The organism is Psychrobacillus sp. FSL K6-4615, assembly GCF_038008225.1.
Taxonomy (GTDB): domain Bacteria; phylum Bacillota; class Bacilli; order Bacillales_A; family Planococcaceae; genus Psychrobacillus; species Psychrobacillus psychrotolerans.
Genome location: NZ_JBBOYQ010000001.1, coordinates 3,318,794 through 3,337,817 on the forward strand (window position 1 = coordinate 3,318,794; position 19,024 = coordinate 3,337,817).

Below are 19,024 nucleotides of genomic sequence, written 5' to 3' on the forward strand. Positions count from 1 at the left end.
ATTTATATATATTATTTGTTGCATACCATAAAGCATTAATTACTATAAAAAACGATTTCTTATCTCGGGAGGTGGAATCATACAGCTATCTTTTTTCCCAAACCACGCATAACGATTTTTGGCTATAAATTTATATGCTACATCACGAAGAGGTTTAGGAGTTACCTTTAGCATATATAAATAGCTCCAAAGTCCATTTAAATGTTTGCTAATATGAAGTGCAGCATCTGAAGAATAATACACCTTATGTTGGTCAATAACTAATATACTATCCATACTATTAGGTACTTTATATTGATGTTTAAGCGTTTCCCCAATATCACTTTGCTGAGCTGCAAATTGAAAATAGCCCTTCGGATCTCGTTTAATAATAAACTGGACACTCGCATCACAAAAATTGCATTCTCCATCAAACAAAACGATAGCTGCCATAGGATTCCCTCCTTTCCCCTAGTGTACTATAATGACCTCTGAAAAGCGCTTAATCGGTTTCTAAATTACACATATTAAGTAAAGTTTCACGCTATACCTTTTCCTCTCTAGACAAAAAAAGATGCCCTAAAGTCCAGAAGGAACTTATAGGACACCTCTATTCATTGCTTGTCTTGTGGTGTATCAGAAGAACCAACTTCTTCTAGTATCTCAAAGCTGTTAGAATAATCACGAAGTCTATCGTCTTCATCTTCTACCGGTTGATCCGTAGTGGAATTTAAGAGTGATTCTTCTACTGGTCGAATATCTTCATTGACCTGTTGATGAGCATGCTCTACACATGTCAGAGCTGTAGGAACAGCTTCTAAACGAGCAAGTGGGATTTCTTCACCACACTCTGTACATTTCCCGTAAGTACCTTCCTCGATAGCTGCGAAGGCCTTTTCAATATCTACCATTTCTTCATCGAAGTGTCTATTTAATGCCAGTCGAGTATGCTGATCAGTTAAATCTGTCGCATTATCCGCTGGATGGTTATCATAATTGGATAACTCAGTAGTCTCGAATTCTTCTTCATTTTGCTTTTGATGTTCTAATTCTTTAAAACGTTTTTCCAATGTATTTTTTAATTTATCGTATTTTGTCATTTAAATTCCTCCTTGGGTTATTTAAGGATTACCCAAAAATCAGTGAAATAAAACAACTTACCTGTTTCTATTTAATCCGAAAACAACATTTAACAACTATTAAATTCTCGGTTGGACGTTTAGAAAACAGCTTTTCGTCTATATAATCAAATAGTTGGATTCAGGAATCTAATGCTAAGTAATTTTTCCCCTTCAATTCAGAGTGTTTTAGTATGGTATTTTTTGTTTTTCCAGTATGATTAATATTAAGGGAGTGATTGTTAATGGGTATACATAAATTTTTTATGAGCATGAATGATTTAGAAAGAATTATACGATGTCCTGGACGTTTTAAATTTGAAGAGCATAATGTAGCTGCGCATTCATGGAAAGTTTCACAATACGCTATGTTTTTTGCGACACTAGAAGAAAATAATGGTGCAACGATTAATTGGAAATCCCTTTATGAAAAGACGATTAATCATGATTTTGCTGAAATTTTCATCGGAGATATTAAAACACCTGTGAAGCACGCATCTCCCGAACTTAAACAAATGTTATCGCATGTAGAAGAAAAAATGATGGAGAAGTTCATAATGGATGAGATTCCAAAAGAATTTCAACCCATATTTTTTGACCGCATGAAAGAAGGAAAAGACGAAACTATTGAGGGTCGTTTACTTGAATTAGCCGACAAATTAGATCAAGTATATGAAGCTTTTGCTGAATTACAACGAGGAAACACGGATATTGAATTTGTGAACATGTACGAAACTGCCTTAAGAAAAATTCTCCATATCCCGTTAGAAACTAGTATCAGTTATTTTAAAGAGGTAATTATGCAGGATATTATGAAGGAAAAATCAGTCATTGATGTAAAATCTATTACTGTACAATTACTTGTAGAATAATTTTTTCCATTTTTATGCGATATATTGTATAATTTGTTGTATACTATTTTGGAACTATTAAGACAATTGAAGGGGGGGAATCTTTTCATGCCTATTCCTGTTAATCACACTAAACCTGTTCGTACAACTGCTAAGTTACACGCTTTTAACCAGTTACAACAATGGATTATCGACGGAACATTACAACCAGATGAAAAGCTTAATGATATTGAACTTGCACAAGCTTTGGGAGTTAGTAGAACGCCTATTCGAGAATCCTTACAACTTTTAGAGTCTCAAGGTTTTGTTACCATGCAACCAGGAAGAGCAACTCAAGTCACACCCGTTGAAAAAGAAGATATTAATAATCTATTGCCTCCATTGGCAGTATTACAAGCACTTGCGGCGGAGCTTGCAACTCCCCATATGGATGAAGAAGTTCTCAGTCTACTAGAAGAAAAAAATAGACAATTTTCCGATGCTCTCCAAGAGAAAGAATTTACTACTGCTCTAAGAGTAGATGAAGAGTTTCATCAGCTCATAGTTGATACAGCTAATAATCCATACATACATTCCATGGTAGAAATGCTTCAAGCACATGTTCGCAGATTATTTTATTATGAAAAAATTGTTTTGCGAGAATACTCCGTTATCCAACATGAAAAACTAATTTCTGCATTCCGCGACAAAAATACGCAGGAACTCGCAGAAGTGATGCGCGCAAATTGGATTTATACTATTGAAGAATTTTAAAAAGAGATAGGTAAGTTTATAGATTACGGGTGAACTTTATAATAAGACAACCGACTTCTTTTTGTCCAAATCTATTCCTAACGTTTGCAAAAGGCTTAGAACAAAGGAGTTTCTATATAATTTTGGTGAATTTTTAGGGCTAATGGTTATTTGTGAATTGTCACAAATAACCACAGCCCTTTTTTTCGGTTGGAAACAGAAAAAGTGACCAGAAGAGTTGTTGTTCACAACTTTTTTGATCACCTTTTATCATGCTTAAACTGATTTTACTTCCGTTTTTTCAAACCTTGCGATGACACCTGTCACTAGCGTTACTATTACAAATGGTATTAACCATCCTAAACCAACACTATAAAATGGTAATACGTTCTCGTAAAAATCTACGATTGGTTGTAGCCATCCATAATACTCAATGTCTAATGAGCCGCAAAGAGCTTTGAAGCCATCTACAATACTTATTAAGAACGTGACGAACATTACACTAACATATACAATTCTCGCATGATTAAATAGTGGCGATAGGAAAGTTAAGAAAATAAGCACTATTGCTAATGGATACAATAACATTAATACAGGAATAGAATACGTAATAATATTAGATAATCCAAAGTTTGCAATAATACATGTAAATATACTAAAGAAAATAACAAATGCTTTATAACTAATCTTAGGCATTAATGTGTGGAAGTATTCACCACATGCAGTAGTTAACCCGATACTTGTAGTTAAACAAGCTAAGAAAATAATTACGGATAAAAGTATAGCACCAAATGCGCCAAAGTAATGCTCTGATGCAGCACTTAATACAGGCCCCCCATTAGCAAATAGACCATATTCGTTCACACTAGTAGCCCCTAAGTAGGCGATGCCAGCATAGATTAAACCTAAAAACAAAATGGCAATCCCACCTGATTTGGCAGTGGCAACTAAAATCCCCTTAGTTGATGTTACGCCCATAGATCGAATTGCTTGAATAACGATAATACCAAATACCAACGAGGCTAATGCATCCATCGTATTATAACCTTCCGTAAACCCGGTCATAAATGCATTTGATACGTAATTCCCTTGCGGCGCTTCGAAGCTACCCATTGGCTTAATAATTACAAATATCAATAAGAAGAACAATCCTATTATTATTCCTGGAGAAAGATATTTCCCAACATTGTCCACAATTTTAGTTGGATTCAATGACAGTAGTAACGTAAGTCCGAAGAAAAGAATTGTAAATATCAATAAACCAATTTGTGCATTATCTTGACTCATAAATGGTAAAATTCCAATTTCAAATGAAACAGCACCTGTTCGTGGTAGAGCAAAGAATGGTCCTATTGTTAAGTATAGTATTGAAGTGAAGATAACTGCAAAGACAGGATGGACTCTACTAGAAAGCTCTTGCAAGTTTTTACTTCCCGAAAATCCCATTGCTAAAGTTCCTAAAAACGGTAAGCCAATTCCTGTTAGTAAAAATCCAGTGATTGCTATCCAAACTTGTGTCCCGGCATTTTGTCCTAAACTTGCTGGAAAAATTAAATTCCCTGCTCCAAAAAATAATGCAAACAGCATAACTCCAATCACTAAATGATTAGAAAATGACAATTTATTTTTCATTTTGTTGTTCCCCCTGTGATAAGAAATAATCATTTCTTTTGTTTTCTGGATGTTTTGTTATGAATGCAATACAAATGATTAGTTCTAATCACGTAAGTATGCAATATATCAATGTTGATAATACTATGTAAATTGGTAGAATGCAATATATTACTCAAAATTAATTGAACATTTATTTTATTTAAACAAATTAATTTATTTAGGTAATAATATTTTCAATGAGAAGTTTTGGCTATAGATTCCTTGTATATCAACGAATCGCTCACTTGACTCTTGATTATGAAATTACTTTCCCTCCGGAAACATTAACAATAATTACCATATTTTTTCGGGTGTACACCACACAATTTTCAAACTCCAAATCTATTGTCTTACTAAAAAAGCTATGCAATCGGAGAACTCTCCCACTGCATAGCTTTTACTATTTATCCTCAGGGAACAATACCTCTTTTAAAGCATCATCAGAAGAATTTTCCGTTAACTTTACTTTAGATCGATACGCTGCCCGGGTAAGCAAGTGCCCTGATACAGGAGCAGTTAAAAACACAAATAATATACCGAGTATTAGACGAACGCTTATTAAGTTCTCACTAACCCAAAAGTATATAAAGGCACCAGTTAGAGATAATAGTACTGCTACAGTTGAGCTTTTAGTAGCTGCATGTGAGCGAGTATAGACATCTGGAAGACGTATAATACCGAAAGCACTAATTACACTCATGACACTTCCCAAAAAAATGATAATTACCGCAACGTACTCAATTATCTGACTTATGTTCAATGATAGCGCCCCTTTCAATATACTTAGAAATGGCAATTGTACTTATGAAAGCAAGTATACCAAGTATAAGAATGGCCTCTAAAAAAGCCTTAGTCTTCAAGACAATTGAAATAATAGCGATCATCGATATTAAATTTACGCCAATCATATCCAATGCTACTGCTCTATCTGGCATAGAAGGACCTTTAATGATTCGAAAAAGAGCAATTGCAATAGAAACTGCAAATAGAGTTAATGAGATCAATAGTATTTTTTCTACCATTAGCGGGTCACCTCCATAATTGCTTTTTCAAATTTAGTAATCGATCGCAATACATCCGCTTTAGACTGCTCTATATCCATTGCATGTATATAAAACATATTTCCTTCTGGGTTAACTTCCATCACAACAGATCCTGGAGTTAAGGTTAACAACATTGCTAACGTGGTAATTTCCCAGTCCCCTTTAAGTTCTGTCTTATAAGTGAAAATCCCTGGCTTTAAATCCCAGCGAGGATTTAATATTTGCTTACTTATCAACAAACTAGACTGAGCTAACTCGGATATAAATATGAAAACTAACTTAATAACCGAGAATAATCTCTTCAAATAAAACTGGGTTCCAAAAAAGCGATGCATTAAGAAGATGATGAAGATACCTACGATGAAACCACTAAAAAACGTCGTTAGTCTCAGTTCATCTTCGTCCTGTAACGTTGTCCACAAAAATGCAATGAATAGGTTTAGTAAAAATTGTGCAGGCATATTTCTCACCTCTCCCATTACTTATCCCCTCCCATTACTGCATCAATATATACAGATGGATTAGATAGAGTATGAGCTGCATCCGCTACATAACCGGATAGAAACTCTGCTCCTAAACCTAAGGAAATCGTCGCTATTCCCAACAAAACGATTGGGATAATCATTCCCATTTTCATTGGTTTTTCATCTTCTAGACTAATAATAGTTTCCCCAAATATTGTATTTAAGAAAATTCTAAGAAGTGAATATAACACAACAATACTCGAGAGAAATGCTAGCGTTAGAAGTACGTAAGATCCTGATTCAATAGCACCTTGTCCAACTAATATCTTACCCACAAACCCACTTAACGGTGGAATACCTGCCAATGAACAAGTGACAAGGAAGAACATCCATCCAAATAGAGGATAATTTCGTATGAGTCCACTCATTTCATCAATTTTAGACTTTCCAGTCAAATAAATCATTGTACCAGCTAGCAAAAATAACATTGCTTTTGCAATCATGTCATGAATTATATAGTAAATAGACCCTGCAATAGACGTTTCCGTTCCAACCGCCAGGCCAATTAGTATAAACCCAACAGCAATTACTACATTATAAGAAACGATTAAACGGACATCCTTAAAAGCAATGGCTCCGATACATCCCACAATTAGTGTAATTCCTGCCATTATCCCAATCAGTGTTTGGGATATTAATGGGTCATGGTAGAAGATGAGTGTGAATGTACGAAAGAGTGCATATATCCCCACCTTTGTCAGTAAAGCTCCAAACAAAGCAGCAACTGCAGTCGGTGGCACAGAATAAGATCCAGGGAGCCAAAAGAATAATAATAATCCCGCTTTTAAACTAAAGACAATTAAAAACAAAATACTAATGGTAGTAAGTAGAGGTCCCTGCCCTGCCTCCGCCACCCTTTCTGATATATGAGCCATATTTAAAGTACCAACCGTACCATACAAATAGGCAAGAGCTACTAAGAAGAACCATGAAGCTAGAATATTTATCACTACATACTTAATCGATTCTCTTAGCTGAGGCTTGGTCCCACCTAAAGTGATTAATACATATGAAGCTAATAACATTACTTCGAAACAAACAAATAAGTTAAACAAATCGCCTGTTAAAAACGAACCATTAACTCCTGCAACTAAAAATAAGACAAATGGATAGAAGTACATTTTTTCATATCTTTCTCCTATAGAAGAAAATGCGTGGATTAGACAGATTGCTGTAACTATACTCGCCGTAAGTACTAGTAACATCGCAAAGGAATCTGCGACAAATAGTATTCCAAAGGGAGGTTGCCATCCTGCAAAATCTAGTCGAATAATTCCATCTGTCTGAATTCTATTTAAAGTAAATATACTTACCACAGCAATACCAATCATCGTTATTAAACTAATTGCACGTTGTAATTTCACATATGGTCTTAAAAACACTAAAATAATTCCAACCATAATTGGAATGATCAACGGTAATACAATTAAATTATTCATTTTTTGCCCCTCTCAATTCATCGAGATCTTCCGTACCCACATCCTGATAGGTACGGTAGGCTAGTACAAGTATGAAAGCTGTTACTGCAAAGCTAATCACGATAGCAGTTAATATTAATGCTTGTGGTAAAGCATCTGCATATGGTGCATCTGCTTCCTTCAGTAAGGGAACGTTACCTTGCTTTAACCCTCCCATTGTTAATATGAGCAAATGGACGGCATGTGAAAACACAGCTGTCCCTAAAATTATCCGAATTATATTTCTGGAGAGGATTAGATATGTGGCAACCGCAACTAGAATCCCTATTAACATAATTATTAATGTTTCCATTCGTTATCCACCATCCTCACTTATGCTTAAAATAATCGTTACTAATACACCGACAACTGTTAAAGCTACACCTGCTTCAAATATGGTCACCGTTGTCAGTTCTGTTACACCGAAAATCGGTAAATCAAAATAGGCAAAGGTTTGGGACATAAATGGAACTCCAAATAATATAGACCCAAAGCCTGTGGCTGTTGCGAGTAATACACCAACTGCTGCAACATATTTAAAATCTAACGGAAGACTCTTCTGTACTGTTTCAATATCTGTAGACAAGTATAGGAGTACAATGGCACTTGCTAACACTAGTCCACCTATAAATCCGCCACCGGGTGTATTATGACCTGAAAGAAATAAATACACACCAAATGTCAAAATGATAAATACAACAATCCTACTAATTGTCCGGAGTATGACATCATTGATCTTCAATGTTTTCATCCTCCTTTTTTGCTCTAAGCTTTATCATGGAGTACACACCTAAACCTGCTATAAATAGGACTACCACCTCAAGCATCGTATCAAAGCCACGGAAATCTCCCAATATAGCATTTACAATATTGGCTCCTCCAGCTAGTTCATAAGCATTCTCAAAGTAACTTGAAATTGGATCAAATTGATTGAAATCTACAACTGAGAATCCTACTAAAACAACTACTAAGCCCACTGCCACAGATATTATTCCATTGATCCCTTTTGTACGTTTGGAAAGCTTTTCCTTCTTCCAATCTGGCAAGTGAGAAAAAGCTAATAGGAATAAGGCAGTAGTTACAGATTCTACGACTAACTGAGTTAAAGCTAAATCTGGTGCTCGGAAAATAACAAAAAAGATAGCGATAGAGTATCCTAATACTCCATTCAATAAGGTCGCTGTCATACGTGATTTTGCAAATAGCATTGATACTGCAGCAACCGCCATAATAGCCACTAAGCACACTTCATACACTCTAAACCCTGCATTTGTTGAAATATCAAATGCAAACGCTTTTGAATAAAACAAGTAACCACCTACGGTCACTATAAAGAATACGAATATATATAGTAAATAATGTCGTAATAATCCGTTCATATATCGATTAGTAATGAGATTAGATTTGCTCACTGCAGAAGCCAAAAAGTTACTATAAAGTGCATTAAATGTAAATCGCGAAGAAAACAATCCATAGATTGGTTTCCACAATTTAAGAATTTTAAAGAGAATTGCACCTACTATAATAACTCCAATAGTCATGAGTAACTCAGGATTTACTCCATGCCAAGCCGATATTTTTGGAGTTAAATCTGCTGAATCTCCAAAAGTAGGATAAATACTACTCATCGCAGGTTGCAATATATATTGACCTAATAGATTTGGAAAAAGGAATATACCAATAACTAAAGCGGCAAGAATCATTGGAGATATTAACATTCCAATTGGAGCTTCGTGAATAGGTTTGTCCAGTTTCTCTGGCTGAGGTTTCCCAAGAAATGCTTTAAAAATAATTATCATACAATATACAAATGTAAACACACTAGCGATCCAAGCTACAACAGGGAATATAATTCCAAAAGATGATAGATCAAAGATATCCACATTCATAATATGAACAGTTGCCGCAAAGAACATTTCTTTACTTAGGAATCCATTAAATGGCGGTAAACCAGCCATCGACAAACTTCCTATTAATGCTACCGTAAATGTAAAAGGCATTAATGTCATTAATCCACCAAGTCTTCGAACATCCCTTGTTCCTAACTCGTGATCGAGAATTCCTACTACCATGAACAATGCACCCTTAAAGGTTGAGTGATTTATCAAGTGAAATAAAGCAGCAAATGTTGCTTGCGTGTACAGTACTGAATCCGCCGAATAGCCAAACTGCAATGCTATTGAACCTAAACCAAGCAAACTCATGATGAGTCCTAGCTGACTAATAGTAGAAAAAGCTAGTAATGCTTTCAGATCAGTTTGTTTCACTGCATTAAAAGAACCCCAAAATAGAGTAATCATCCCGACTATACTCACTACCCAAAACCAAACTTCATCAGCTCCAAAAACTGGTGTGAAACGAGCCACCAAATATATACCAGCCTTAACCATCGTAGCCGAGTGTAAGTAAGCACTAACGGGTGTTGGCGCCTCCATGGCATCCGGTAACCAAATATGGAAAGGAAATTGTGCTGATTTCGTAAAAGCTCCTAGCAATATTAAAATCATCGCAGGTATGAACAAAGAGTGGTCACTAAACTCACTTATACTTGCAATTATTTCTCGAATACTGAAAGAACCAGTCATTGTATGTAGCATGATAAATCCAACTAACATAGCAATTCCACCGCTTACTGTGATTAACATTGCTTTTTGTGCACCGTATCTCGATGCTTGTCGATGATTCCAAAAAGCGATTAACAGGAATGAGGAAACACTTGTTAATTCCCAAAAAACATATAACACCATTAAGTTATCAGAAAAGACAACTCCAAGCATGGCTCCCATAAATAATAATAAATAACAATAAAAGTGTTGTAAGGATTCTTTAGATGAAAGATAAAAAATGGAATATAAAATAACTAAACTTCCAACACCCGTAATTAAGAGAGCGAAAATCATACTTAATCCATCTAAATACGTCGTGAAGTTGAAATCTAATGTGGGAATCCATTCATATGTATGGACATAAGTTTTACCACTTGCTACCGAGGGAATTAGCCTAGCAAGTATGACGAATAAAACAAAAGGTACAATTAACACAAACCATCCAAGGTGAGCCTTTTTAAATCGCCTGTATGTAAAAGGTAGAAGCGCGGCCACGATAAATGGGATTAATATTACTAAATTTATAGAAAACAAATTTTAACCTCCTATTGGTTAAGCAAGAATTAGGATTGAGTGTGGGGGGGAAATACTTTTTCTAACTATAAGCTTGACTATCCTAACAACTAGTAGCATAATAGGATTCCATATGAGACCCTTCAAAATACATTAGTATTTAGGATATTTAACTTGCTTGTAAAAATACTTGAAGCATATTATGTATAGAATTGAAGTAGTTATGTTACTATACATGCACTTAATAATTATACATGAATGTAACGTACAACGCACTTTTAGTGTTTTGAAGCATATAATCTAACCCGATAAAATTACTCGAAAAATATATATAGGAATACAAAAAAGAGGTGTGTACAACCGTGAAACGCGTAAAAGGTCGAATGGATGAGAGTATACTTGTCTGCGTATACTACGGACCAAATGGAGAACGACTTATTAGAAGAGGACATAAGATGGCAAGTATGTTAGATTGTCCACTCTATATTCTAACAGTTGATCCACTTCCATATGATGCATTCAATGCTGAGAAATCCGGGTATATTGAACATTGGAAAGCTTTAGCTGAAGAGTTAGAAGTGGAAGAATTTATCATTCGTGACAACGAGAAACGTCCTTCACCAAAAGTTATTCAAGAAGTTGCTCATGGATTAAATATAACTCAAATTATAATAGGACAAACTGCACAAAGTAGATGGGAAGAAATAACAAAGGGATCCTTCATGAATGTCTTATTAAAAGAAATTCCTTTTGTTGATTTCCATGTGGTTTCAGTGGCTCGCTACATTAAAGATGAAGAAGATGGCATCTTTGAAAAAGGAGTCCGTGCTTATCTGGTTACAGACGGAGAGTCTTACAAAGTTTCTTTCACTTGTGCGAAGAATATGTGCCAAGAAGGAATTTTCTTCAAAGAAATTGGAACTGATTTTGATAATGGCATTTTCAAATTTATGCATAATAACAAAATGCATCAAGTTCATATACAAGAAAATCTTGTTACTGACCCAACTCAAGTTCCAGACAGTTGCAGCTTAAAAGCAAGATAAAAAGGAAACTCTTAGAGTTTCCTTTTTATTGTTGTTAGAAAGCACTTTAACTGGACATCGTTATTTTTCGGTCCTTCGGTAACGCCAAAGCCACTAATCCTATTATGGGCAATGTAGATACGACAATCATCGTCGTATAAACGCCTATATAATCCATCAATATACCAATTACTACTGCTCCTATTGCCCCCATACCAAATGCCAGGCCTACAGTTAAACCAGCCATCGTACCTATTTTACTCGGCACTAGCTCCTGTGCGTAGACTACAGTAACAGAGAAGCTTAGCATGATGAAAAATCCAATCGCAATAAGTAATAATATAATTGCCCAAACAGGTACATAAGGCAGGAGTAAACATAATGGAATAGGGACGGCCATCGACAAAATAATGACATTGCGTCTACCCATCCGATCTGCCATTGGTCCACCAAATAATGTCCCAACAGCTCCTAATGCAAGGAAAACAAAGATAATTAACTGCCCTTCTTTAATGGTCATGCCATAGTTCTTCATCAAATGGAAAATATAAAAGTTGGTCATATTGGTCACATAAAAAGATCGCGCAAAAATTATTACCATAAGAAGCGCCAAAGCCACACCAATTTGTTTTTTAGTTAGTGCAGGGAGTGAAGAAAGAAGCGTTCTCTTTCGGTTGGAAAGTTTCTCTTCCTCCAACTGTTTTTTATACCAAGCAGAAATCTTCGACAAAAGAAATATCCCTACTGCCGCAACTACCAAAAAAAGTGCTGCTCCTTTTTGACCTAAAGGTACTAATATAAAAGCACTAATAAGTGGCGCAAGAGCTTGTCCAGAATTTCCTCCCACTTGATAAATCGATTGTGAGAGACCTCGCTTTGAACCCGCTGCCATAAAGGACACCCGCGAACCTTCTGGGTGAAATACTGCTGAACCCAATCCCAAAAATATGACCGATACGAGAATCATCCAATATTGTGGTGCTAGTGCTAATCCTGCCATTCCAACAAAGGAGCTCATCATTCCAAGTGGCAATGCATAAGGCATCGGTTTTTTATCACTTATGTACCCTACAACCGGTTGGAGGAGCGAGGCAACAATATTTAATGCGAATGAAATGAGCCCTAATTGGGTAAATGTAAGCCCTAATTCTAATTCCAATACAGGAAACATCGCAGGAATTACTGCCTGCAACGTATCATTAAATAGATGACACACACCTATTGCGAACATTATAGGATAAACTGGATTGCCCATTTTATGTTTCTCTTTAGCCATACACTCACATTCTTTCTTCATATTAACGAATAAAGTTATTATAGCGTAAATTTGACAAATTAATTAATAATGAGTGGAATAACGACTTAATTCATGGAAACACTAAGTTCTAAGTTGAACATGAAATGAGGTTAAAGAGAAAATATGGATACCTTTTTCGAGATGAATTTTTGGGAAATGATTTTGAGATCCACTCTTTCCTTTATTGCTTTGCTGATATTAGCAAGAATATTAGGAAAGAAACAACTGAGTCAACTCACATTTTTCCACTATATCACCGGTATAACAGTTGGTTCTATTGCCGCAGAAATTGCCTCTCAACATGAAACACCTTTTCTTGATGGGTTGATTTCACTTATTTGGTGGACATTACTTACTTGGTTAATGAGTTATGTATCATTGAAAATCCCTAAAGTTCGAACAATGATTGATGATGAACCTACCATTATCATAAAAGATGGTGAAATCAGTGTGAAGTCTTTAAACTCAGCACGTTTACATATGGACGATTTACTAATGCTGCTAAGAGAGCAATCTATTTTTTCTATCCAAGATGTACATTATGCTGTCCTTGAAACAAACGGTCAACTTAGCGTCATGAAAAAGGTTGGTCAGCAGGGAGCAACCAAGCAGGATGTAAAAGTACCTCTTACTCTTCCTTTATTCATACCCTCTGAAATTATAGCGGACGGCAAAATTGTACAAAAGAATCTACAAGAATTAGATTTAACCGAAGAGTGGGTTATGAAGAAACTGAAAAAGCATGGGGTTGACTCGGTAAGTGACGTGTTTTATGCACAGATACAAACAAATGGCTCGTTGTATATTAGCTTAAAAGATAATGGCATATAAAATAATCTTCATACGTCATTAGTAAATGTTTTAAAAGAAACGACAACAAGTGACATAATCACTTGTTGTCGTTTCTCTTTATTACGCTTGATTTAAATAACTTAGAATGGCACTACTCAACTTTTCTGGTGCCTCATACATACTCATATGACCTGCACCCTTTATAACTACATGTTTGAAGTTTTCGCCACTTGCTGTAAATGTCTTGTCAGCAGGAATAAGTTGATCACTTTCACCAGCTATTAATAGTACGGGTAACTTAGTATTCGCCAAAACTTCAGTACGATCCTTCCTTACTTTCATCGCGTTAAGTGCGTCTTTTGCCCCTTCTGGACTAGTTTCGTAGCCAATCTTCTTTACCTTTGTAAGAGAGTGTCTATGAGTTTCTACATTTTCTGGGGCAAACAGCTTCGGAACCAGACCATCTACGAAAGGATCGATACCATCTTTGTCTATTTTACCTGCTGAAGCAGTTCTCCCTTTCTTCGCTTCTTCCGAATCCGGAAAACCTGTGGAATGAATCAATGAAAAGCCGTTTAAATATTGACTATAGCTTTCTGCGAATGCCAGTGTAATATAACCTCCGAGTGAATGGCCAAACATCGTCACCTTCTCTATTTTCAGTTCTTCTAAGAAACTCTTTATAACGGATGCATATTGGTCAATATCTAGCACACCATCATGATTCTTCGATTCTCCATGACCAGGAAGGTCAATAGCAATTACTCTATAATCAGTAGAAAGTTCGTGGATTACTTCATTCCAATATTCAGAGCTTCCACAAAACCCATGGATAAATAGTAATACTTCTCCTTGACCTTCTTCTATATAAGCAATGTTTGAATTAGTAGTCTTCATAAAGTCATCTCCCTAGTATCTCATTAATCGATTGGTTCAACTCTTGAATGTTTACCCCATCTAGTTGTGTATTACTCAAATTATATTTCTTTTTTATAGAAAGAATTCTGTTCACACTTTCATCAATTCTTTGTTCGGAAATTTCTCCTGTTTTTACCGCTTGGAGAATTGCATCTTTCGCTTTAATAACATTTGCATAGTCATGGGCTACTAACACAATGTCATTTCCAGCTTTAACTGCGGATACTGCTGCTTCTCCTATCTCAAATGTATTTACGATTGCTTTCATCGTCATATCATCTGTGATAATAATCCCCTCGTAACCTAATTGTTTCCTCAAAATACCCTTAATAATCTTCTCAGATAAAGATGCCGGATATGTAGGGTCAATTTTAGGTAGCAAAATATGACCTGTCATTACAACTTCTGTCCCTTGATTTATAGCTTTTTTAAAAGGTATTAACTCTAAGCCCTGTAAATCCTTTAAACTCTTTTGAATGATTGGAAGCTCTTTGTGGGAATCTACTGCAGTATCCCCATGCCCTGGGAAATGCTTTATAACAGGAATGACTTGCTCGCTCTGAATACCTTCCATCGTTTGTATACCTAATTCACTTACCTTCTGAGCATCTTTGCCAAAGGAACGGTCTCCAATTATAGGATTTTCTGGATTGCTATTTATATCAAGAACAGGTGCAAAATCTAAGTTAAAGCCAAATGCACTTAGTTGTTTTCCTAAAAGCTTTCCGATGCCATAAGAAAATGATGCGTCATTTCGAAATCCAATTTCTTCGTTTGTTGGTAGTTTAGTTAACTCTGGCAGCCTCGATATTCTCCCACCTTCTTCATCAATCCCTAAAAATAATGGCACTTTATTATTAGAGTTTTCTTGTTTGATGGCGTTTAGTAAAGTAACTGATTGATTGGCTTTCTTTAAATTGTCCTTGAACAAAATAATACCGCCGACTTGATGTGTAGATATAATTTTCTCTGTTTCATTGGTCATGACTTTCCCTTTTATACCTGCAAATATCATTTGACCCACTTTTTCTTCTAGACTTAAATCGGATAAAGAGACTTCTTTACCTTCTTTCACTTCCGTGAATACGGAAATGTGATGAACAGTTGGATTAGGATTTTCTTTCGATGGCTTCGGCAATATCCATTTCATTTGAAAGTCTTCAGTGACGTTATATATAAGTATCGTTTGATCTACTTGATCGTCTTTATAGCTTCTAATATCGTCAGGCTCACCTTTAATAGCTATAATATCTTCCAGATGTATTTGTTGGATCTCGGTGGAACTAGACCGTATATCAAACACAATCTCGGATTGATGACCAACCGTTACATCGTTTAACAAAAATTCTTCATAAATAGCTCTACCATTCTTACCTTTTCGCTCTGGGGCTCCCCAGAGTTCACGCACTTTTTGAATGTTGGTTTCTCCTATGATAAAAGGCGTATTAATCGTTTGCCCTTTCTCCGCTAGTTCGAACAATAGGGAGACAATGGATACCGTATCCGAAGACACCTCCAATGACACGTCCTCTTGAATTTTGTTCTCCTCCTTAGATTCTTTAAGCATTACAAATACGGCAATTACCAAAAAGAACAGAAGAAGTATTAACACTTTCTTCGTCATCATAAAAACCTCCAAACAAATGATGATGTAATCTCTACTTCCATAAGCCTAACCAATATATCGTTAATTTAACTGCATTATGTTTGATATATTTGTATTTCTCCAATATAGTACTAGATAAATACTAAAACTAGAAAAGAGGAATAGTTATGTCGATTAAAGATGCTATGATATGTGATATAGAAACGGGTATTTGCGGACCAGCAGAAACAGAGGAAGGTAATTCTGTTATAGGGCTAGTCGACTTAACTAACCTTTCTGCTAATAAGAATCCTGACCCAATTGAACAATTAGAAAAAGACAAATAAATAACCTAAAACGCCCTTCAGTAGTAAGTACTAAAGGGCGTTTCCTATTATCGTACTTCCTTCACCTCTAAATGCTTCATACAATTGTATAAATGACAAACATTTACGTCGTCCTTGAGTTCTACAATTGTAATGGCAGTGTTACCGATATCCCGAGAAAATTCACCATCTGGAACTAAAGTGTATAATAATCTACTGATAAAGCCTCCATGACTAACTACAAGTACTCTTTGACCTAAATGTTTTTTCTTTATTTCTTCTATAAAGGACATTCCACGAGATATAATTACATCTTCCGCTTCAAACCCCAGTTCTAAATCCCTCCAGGCCGGTCCCCACTTTGCAATCCGTTCCTCTTCAGTCGTACCTTCTATAATACCTCCGCCAATTTCCCCTAAGCGTTTATCTTCGTAAAAGTCGACTCTTGGATATTTCTGCGCAATAATTTCAGCTGTTTTTTTCGCACGGATGAGCGGACTTGTATATATAACGTCCCACTCCTCGTTCTGTATTCTTGTTGCTGCGCGCTCCGCCATATGTATTCCTTCCTCATCTAACGGTATATCTGTGTTTCCCTGCGCTCTACCTTCTTTGTTCCAAGCCGTAACGCCATGTCTTACAAACCCTATCGTTGTCATGAAATTTCCCCCTTACTTATTGTTTCATTATACTCAAAGTAAAATAGTTGAACAAATATCGCTTGACCTTCACGCAACGTCAAGGTTTAAGCTAAATGTATGAGGAGGTAATGAAGTGGAATACACAGTACAAACGCTTGGGCAGCTTGCTGGTATTAGTACTAGGACACTTCGGTATTATGATGAAATTGGTCTGCTTAAACCCGCACGTATCAATTCATCCGGCTACCGTATATACGGGGCTACTGAAGTAAATCGTCTGCAGCAAATTCTATTTTATCGCGAACTTGATGTAAGTTTAGATACTATTAAAGCAATCCTAAATTCCCCTACATTCGATGGAACTACTGCACTTAAACAACATCGGGAGAAATTACTAGAAAAAAGAGCACAATTAGACGCACTTATCAACAATGTGGATAAATCGATTGAACATACGGAAAGGAAGGCAAACATGACAGATAAAGAAAAATTTGAAGGCTTTAAACAAAAGCTGATCGATGAAAATGAGGAAAAATACGGAAAAGAAATACGAAAAAAATACGGAGAAAATGCTGTAAGCTCATCTAATGCAAAAGTAAAAAACATGACCGAAGAGCAGTATGCAGAAGTACAGAAGTTAGAGGAGCAACTGTTTACCAACTTAAAAGCTGCTATGAAAAGCGGAGATCCTGCCGGGGAACTAGCTCAAAAGGCAGCAGATTATCATAAACAGTGGCTTTGCTTTTACTGGGATCAGTACTCTAAAGAAGCTCACGCTGGCCTAGCTGAAATGTATGTCGCAGATGAACGTTTTACAGCTTATTACGATAAAGTACATCCAGGTGCAACTAAATTTTTACGAGATGCAATTGTAATTTATATAAAGTAAAACTTCAAACAGTGGGGTTTATTTATCCCCACTGTTAGTTATTTAAACCAATCGGCTTGTATGGGTAGTTTTCTCGTACCTACGTTTTATTACTTTTCGAACAATGTGGATATCCTCTGAATAACTTATCTATACCATAAACACCAACCAGTAACAAAAAGAAAGCTATGATATAATTGAACAAACTTTTCTCTATATCGAGGTTATTTAATAAATATAGAAAAACAACAGCCCAGATAATTATTAATCCAATTTTAATACTATCCAACCTCCTTTTAGTTTGGAAGTTCATCCATCTCGTTTTTTATTACTTTCTCTATTATGTGGATATCCTCTGGATACGCTAAATCCAAGGTTTGAATTTCCTCCAGTGACTTCCAAGCAATGTCATGAATAAACTCATCTGGATCCTGCATCGTAATTTCTCCACTTATAATCTCTACTAAAAAGTATTCTACAGAATAGGAAATCCCATGTTCACTTATAACACCATTTTTGTTATGTATTTTATCCAATGTTTTTACTACAAAACCCGTTTCCTCTACAAATTCCCTTATACAGCATTCTTCTATCGTTTCATCCTCTTCAAGCGTCCCAGACGGAACTGTCCATTTCTTCTCTTCTCCTGGAGCCGCTTGAAGTACCATCAACACTTCCTTCTGTTCATTTACACAAATACCAGCCGCACCTTTCCAGCTAAACATTAGCATTCACTCCCCTCTCTCTTATATCCAATCTTCCTCCGCTACATTAAGATCATAACGAGATTCCTTCAAATCCACACGTCCATTGGCAAGGAATTTGACCCCTTCTTCTTTTAACATGGCTTTTTGTGAGTAGGCCGATTCTTCATCAGCTATCACAATCTCTCCTTTTGCATTAATAACACGATGCCAAGGAAGATTATAATTGGCGCTCATGGAGTGTAAAACGCGAACTACCTGTCTTGCTCCTCTAGGACTTCCTGCAACTTTTGCAATCTGGCCATACGTCATTACCTTTCCTTGCGGGATAGACTTTATAATTTGAATTGCTTTTTCAGTAAAAGGATTCATCATGCAACTCCTTTCATTTC

22 protein-coding genes are annotated in these 19,024 nt (G+C 36.0%); 6 read left to right on the plus strand and 16 right to left on the minus strand.

The features are described 5' to 3' along the window. Nucleotides 1–42: 42 nt before the first annotated feature. Together MKX53_RS16605 and MKX53_RS16610 are read right to left on the minus strand one after the other, a co-directional pair. Nucleotides 43–432, minus strand: a complete 390-nt coding sequence (locus MKX53_RS16605; protein WP_340912684.1) for a thiol-disulfide oxidoreductase DCC family protein — start codon at nucleotides 430–432, stop codon at nucleotides 43–45. 161 nt (nucleotides 433–593) lie between these two features. Continuing rightward, entirely contained in the window at nucleotides 594–1,079 is a 486-nt protein-coding gene (locus MKX53_RS16610; RefSeq protein WP_340912686.1) for a TraR/DksA C4-type zinc finger protein, read from the minus strand. Between the two features lie 263 nt (nucleotides 1,080–1,342). On the opposite strand from MKX53_RS16610, the gene MKX53_RS16615 reads away from it, so the two are divergent. After that, nucleotides 1,343–1,969, plus strand: coding sequence for a YfbR-like 5'-deoxynucleotidase (locus MKX53_RS16615; RefSeq protein ID WP_093537472.1), 627 nt, complete (start codon nucleotides 1,343–1,345; stop codon nucleotides 1,967–1,969). 87 nt (nucleotides 1,970–2,056) lie between these two features. Continuing rightward, a complete protein-coding gene (locus tag MKX53_RS16620) occupies nucleotides 2,057–2,701 on the plus strand; it encodes a GntR family transcriptional regulator (protein ID WP_340770655.1) in 645 nt (214 codons plus the stop codon). 255 nt (nucleotides 2,702–2,956) lie between these two features. Here the strand turns inward: MKX53_RS16620 and brnQ are convergent, their stop codons facing one another. The 8 genes from brnQ to MKX53_RS16660 all read right to left on the minus strand — a co-directional run bounded on the left by brnQ (nucleotide 2,957) and on the right by MKX53_RS16660 (nucleotide 10,497). Beyond that, entirely contained in the window at nucleotides 2,957–4,312 is a 1,356-nt protein-coding gene (gene brnQ / locus MKX53_RS16625) for a branched-chain amino acid transport system II carrier protein (RefSeq protein ID WP_340912688.1), read from the minus strand. Nucleotides 4,313–4,733: 421 nt separating this feature from the next. Further along, a complete protein-coding gene (locus MKX53_RS16630) occupies nucleotides 4,734–5,093 on the minus strand; it encodes a Na+/H+ antiporter subunit G (RefSeq protein WP_093537469.1) in 360 nt (119 codons plus the stop codon). After that, nucleotides 5,071–5,355 (minus strand): Na(+)/H(+) antiporter subunit F1, encoded by a 285-nt coding sequence (locus MKX53_RS16635; RefSeq protein ID WP_093537468.1) that lies wholly within the window; start codon nucleotides 5,353–5,355, stop codon nucleotides 5,071–5,073. The genes MKX53_RS16630 and MKX53_RS16635 overlap by 23 nt, the downstream gene beginning before the upstream one ends. Continuing rightward, nucleotides 5,355–5,837: a Na+/H+ antiporter subunit E gene (locus MKX53_RS16640; RefSeq protein ID WP_093537595.1), complete on the minus strand. Its 483-nt coding sequence runs from the start codon at nucleotides 5,835–5,837 to the stop codon at nucleotides 5,355–5,357. The genes MKX53_RS16635 and MKX53_RS16640 overlap by 1 nt, the downstream gene beginning before the upstream one ends. 17 nt (nucleotides 5,838–5,854) lie before the next feature. Beyond that, on the minus strand, nucleotides 5,855–7,339 hold the full coding sequence (locus tag MKX53_RS16645) for a Na+/H+ antiporter subunit D (RefSeq protein ID WP_340912690.1): 1,485 nt from the start codon (nucleotides 7,337–7,339) through the stop codon (nucleotides 5,855–5,857). After that, a complete protein-coding gene (locus MKX53_RS16650) occupies nucleotides 7,332–7,670 on the minus strand; it encodes a Na(+)/H(+) antiporter subunit C (protein ID WP_093537466.1) in 339 nt (112 codons plus the stop codon). Before MKX53_RS16650 ends, MKX53_RS16645 begins: the two co-directional genes overlap by 8 nt. 3 nt (nucleotides 7,671–7,673) lie before the next feature. After that, the gene (locus MKX53_RS16655) at nucleotides 7,674–8,099 is read right to left on the minus strand and encodes a Na(+)/H(+) antiporter subunit B (protein WP_093537465.1); all 426 of its coding nucleotides are present in this window, start codon (nucleotides 8,097–8,099) and stop codon (nucleotides 7,674–7,676) included. Beyond that, the gene (locus MKX53_RS16660) at nucleotides 8,086–10,497 is read right to left on the minus strand and encodes a Na+/H+ antiporter subunit A (RefSeq protein WP_340912692.1); all 2,412 of its coding nucleotides are present in this window, start codon (nucleotides 10,495–10,497) and stop codon (nucleotides 8,086–8,088) included. Before MKX53_RS16660 ends, MKX53_RS16655 begins: the two co-directional genes overlap by 14 nt. Before the next feature lie 341 nt (nucleotides 10,498–10,838). Here MKX53_RS16660 and MKX53_RS16665 point away from each other — a divergent pair, with 341 nt between their 5' ends. Then, nucleotides 10,839–11,522 (plus strand): histidine kinase, encoded by a 684-nt coding sequence (locus MKX53_RS16665; protein ID WP_093537463.1) that lies wholly within the window; start codon nucleotides 10,839–10,841, stop codon nucleotides 11,520–11,522. Nucleotides 11,523–11,568: 46 nt separating this feature from the next. On the opposite strand, the gene MKX53_RS16670 is transcribed toward MKX53_RS16665, so the two are convergent. Then, on the minus strand, nucleotides 11,569–12,777 hold the full coding sequence (locus tag MKX53_RS16670; RefSeq protein ID WP_093537462.1) for an MFS transporter: 1,209 nt from the start codon (nucleotides 12,775–12,777) through the stop codon (nucleotides 11,569–11,571). Between the two features lie 144 nt (nucleotides 12,778–12,921). Between MKX53_RS16670 and MKX53_RS16675 the strand changes: the two genes are divergently transcribed. Next, nucleotides 12,922–13,629: a DUF421 domain-containing protein gene (locus MKX53_RS16675; RefSeq protein ID WP_340912694.1), complete on the plus strand. Its 708-nt coding sequence runs from the start codon at nucleotides 12,922–12,924 to the stop codon at nucleotides 13,627–13,629. A gap of 81 nt (nucleotides 13,630–13,710) precedes the next feature. Here MKX53_RS16675 and MKX53_RS16680 read toward each other — a convergent pair whose 3' ends face one another. Beyond that, nucleotides 13,711–14,487, minus strand: coding sequence for an alpha/beta fold hydrolase (locus MKX53_RS16680; RefSeq protein WP_340912696.1), 777 nt, complete (start codon nucleotides 14,485–14,487; stop codon nucleotides 13,711–13,713). Between the two features lie 4 nt (nucleotides 14,488–14,491). Continuing rightward, the gene (gene nagZ, locus MKX53_RS16685; protein WP_340912700.1) at nucleotides 14,492–16,135 is read right to left on the minus strand and encodes a beta-N-acetylhexosaminidase; all 1,644 of its coding nucleotides are present in this window, start codon (nucleotides 16,133–16,135) and stop codon (nucleotides 14,492–14,494) included. Nucleotides 16,136–16,281: 146 nt separating this feature from the next. On the opposite strand from nagZ, the gene MKX53_RS16690 reads away from it, so the two are divergent. Further along, a complete protein-coding gene (locus MKX53_RS16690; protein ID WP_175496279.1) occupies nucleotides 16,282–16,440 on the plus strand; it encodes a hypothetical protein in 159 nt (52 codons plus the stop codon). Between the two features lie 47 nt (nucleotides 16,441–16,487). Here the strand turns inward: MKX53_RS16690 and MKX53_RS16695 are convergent, their stop codons facing one another. Beyond that, a complete protein-coding gene (locus MKX53_RS16695; RefSeq protein ID WP_340912702.1) occupies nucleotides 16,488–17,078 on the minus strand; it encodes a histidine phosphatase family protein in 591 nt (196 codons plus the stop codon). 115 nt (nucleotides 17,079–17,193) lie between these two features. Here MKX53_RS16695 and MKX53_RS16700 point away from each other — a divergent pair, with 115 nt between their 5' ends. Beyond that, nucleotides 17,194–17,949 (plus strand): MerR family transcriptional regulator, encoded by a 756-nt coding sequence (locus tag MKX53_RS16700; RefSeq protein WP_340912705.1) that lies wholly within the window; start codon nucleotides 17,194–17,196, stop codon nucleotides 17,947–17,949. 275 nt (nucleotides 17,950–18,224) lie between these two features. On the opposite strand, the gene MKX53_RS16705 is transcribed toward MKX53_RS16700, so the two are convergent. Together MKX53_RS16705 and MKX53_RS16710 are read right to left on the minus strand one after the other, a co-directional pair. After that, nucleotides 18,225–18,653: an NUDIX hydrolase gene (locus MKX53_RS16705; protein ID WP_340912707.1), complete on the minus strand. Its 429-nt coding sequence runs from the start codon at nucleotides 18,651–18,653 to the stop codon at nucleotides 18,225–18,227. A gap of 21 nt (nucleotides 18,654–18,674) precedes the next feature. Further along, nucleotides 18,675–19,004 (minus strand): MGMT family protein, encoded by a 330-nt coding sequence (locus MKX53_RS16710; RefSeq protein WP_093537456.1) that lies wholly within the window; start codon nucleotides 19,002–19,004, stop codon nucleotides 18,675–18,677. Between the last annotated feature and the right edge of the window lie 20 nt (nucleotides 19,005–19,024).

Excerpts from the sequence above, each read along its gene's own strand:
- MKX53_RS16605 (WP_340912684.1), bottom strand. The coding sequence starts at position 432 with ATGGCAGCTATCGTTTTGTTTGATGGAGAATGCAATTTTTGTGATGCG.
- MKX53_RS16610 (WP_340912686.1), bottom strand. The coding sequence starts at position 1,079 with ATGACAAAATACGATAAATTAAAAAATACATTGGAAAAACGTTTTAAA.
- MKX53_RS16615 (WP_093537472.1), top strand. The coding sequence starts at position 1,343 with ATGGGTATACATAAATTTTTTATGAGCATGAATGATTTAGAAAGAATT.
- MKX53_RS16620 (WP_340770655.1), top strand. The coding sequence starts at position 2,057 with ATGCCTATTCCTGTTAATCACACTAAACCTGTTCGTACAACTGCTAAG.
- brnQ (WP_340912688.1), bottom strand. The coding sequence starts at position 4,312 with ATGAAAAATAAATTGTCATTTTCTAATCATTTAGTGATTGGAGTTATG.
- MKX53_RS16635 (WP_093537468.1), bottom strand. The coding sequence starts at position 5,355 with ATGGTAGAAAAAATACTATTGATCTCATTAACTCTATTTGCAGTTTCT.
- MKX53_RS16640 (WP_093537595.1), bottom strand. The coding sequence starts at position 5,837 with ATGCCTGCACAATTTTTACTAAACCTATTCATTGCATTTTTGTGGACA.
- MKX53_RS16645 (WP_340912690.1), bottom strand. The coding sequence starts at position 7,339 with ATGAATAATTTAATTGTATTACCGTTGATCATTCCAATTATGGTTGGA.
- MKX53_RS16650 (WP_093537466.1), bottom strand. The coding sequence starts at position 7,670 with ATGGAAACATTAATAATTATGTTAATAGGGATTCTAGTTGCGGTTGCC.
- MKX53_RS16670 (WP_093537462.1), bottom strand. The coding sequence starts at position 12,777 with ATGGCTAAAGAGAAACATAAAATGGGCAATCCAGTTTATCCTATAATG.
- MKX53_RS16675 (WP_340912694.1), top strand. The coding sequence starts at position 12,922 with ATGGATACCTTTTTCGAGATGAATTTTTGGGAAATGATTTTGAGATCC.
- MKX53_RS16680 (WP_340912696.1), bottom strand. The coding sequence starts at position 14,487 with ATGAAGACTACTAATTCAAACATTGCTTATATAGAAGAAGGTCAAGGA.
- nagZ (WP_340912700.1), bottom strand. The coding sequence starts at position 16,135 with ATGATGACGAAGAAAGTGTTAATACTTCTTCTGTTCTTTTTGGTAATT.
- MKX53_RS16690 (WP_175496279.1), top strand. The coding sequence starts at position 16,282 with ATGTCGATTAAAGATGCTATGATATGTGATATAGAAACGGGTATTTGC.
- MKX53_RS16695 (WP_340912702.1), bottom strand. The coding sequence starts at position 17,078 with ATGACAACGATAGGGTTTGTAAGACATGGCGTTACGGCTTGGAACAAA.
- MKX53_RS16705 (WP_340912707.1), bottom strand. The coding sequence starts at position 18,653 with ATGTTTAGCTGGAAAGGTGCGGCTGGTATTTGTGTAAATGAACAGAAG.
- MKX53_RS16710 (WP_093537456.1), bottom strand. The coding sequence starts at position 19,004 with ATGAATCCTTTTACTGAAAAAGCAATTCAAATTATAAAGTCTATCCCG.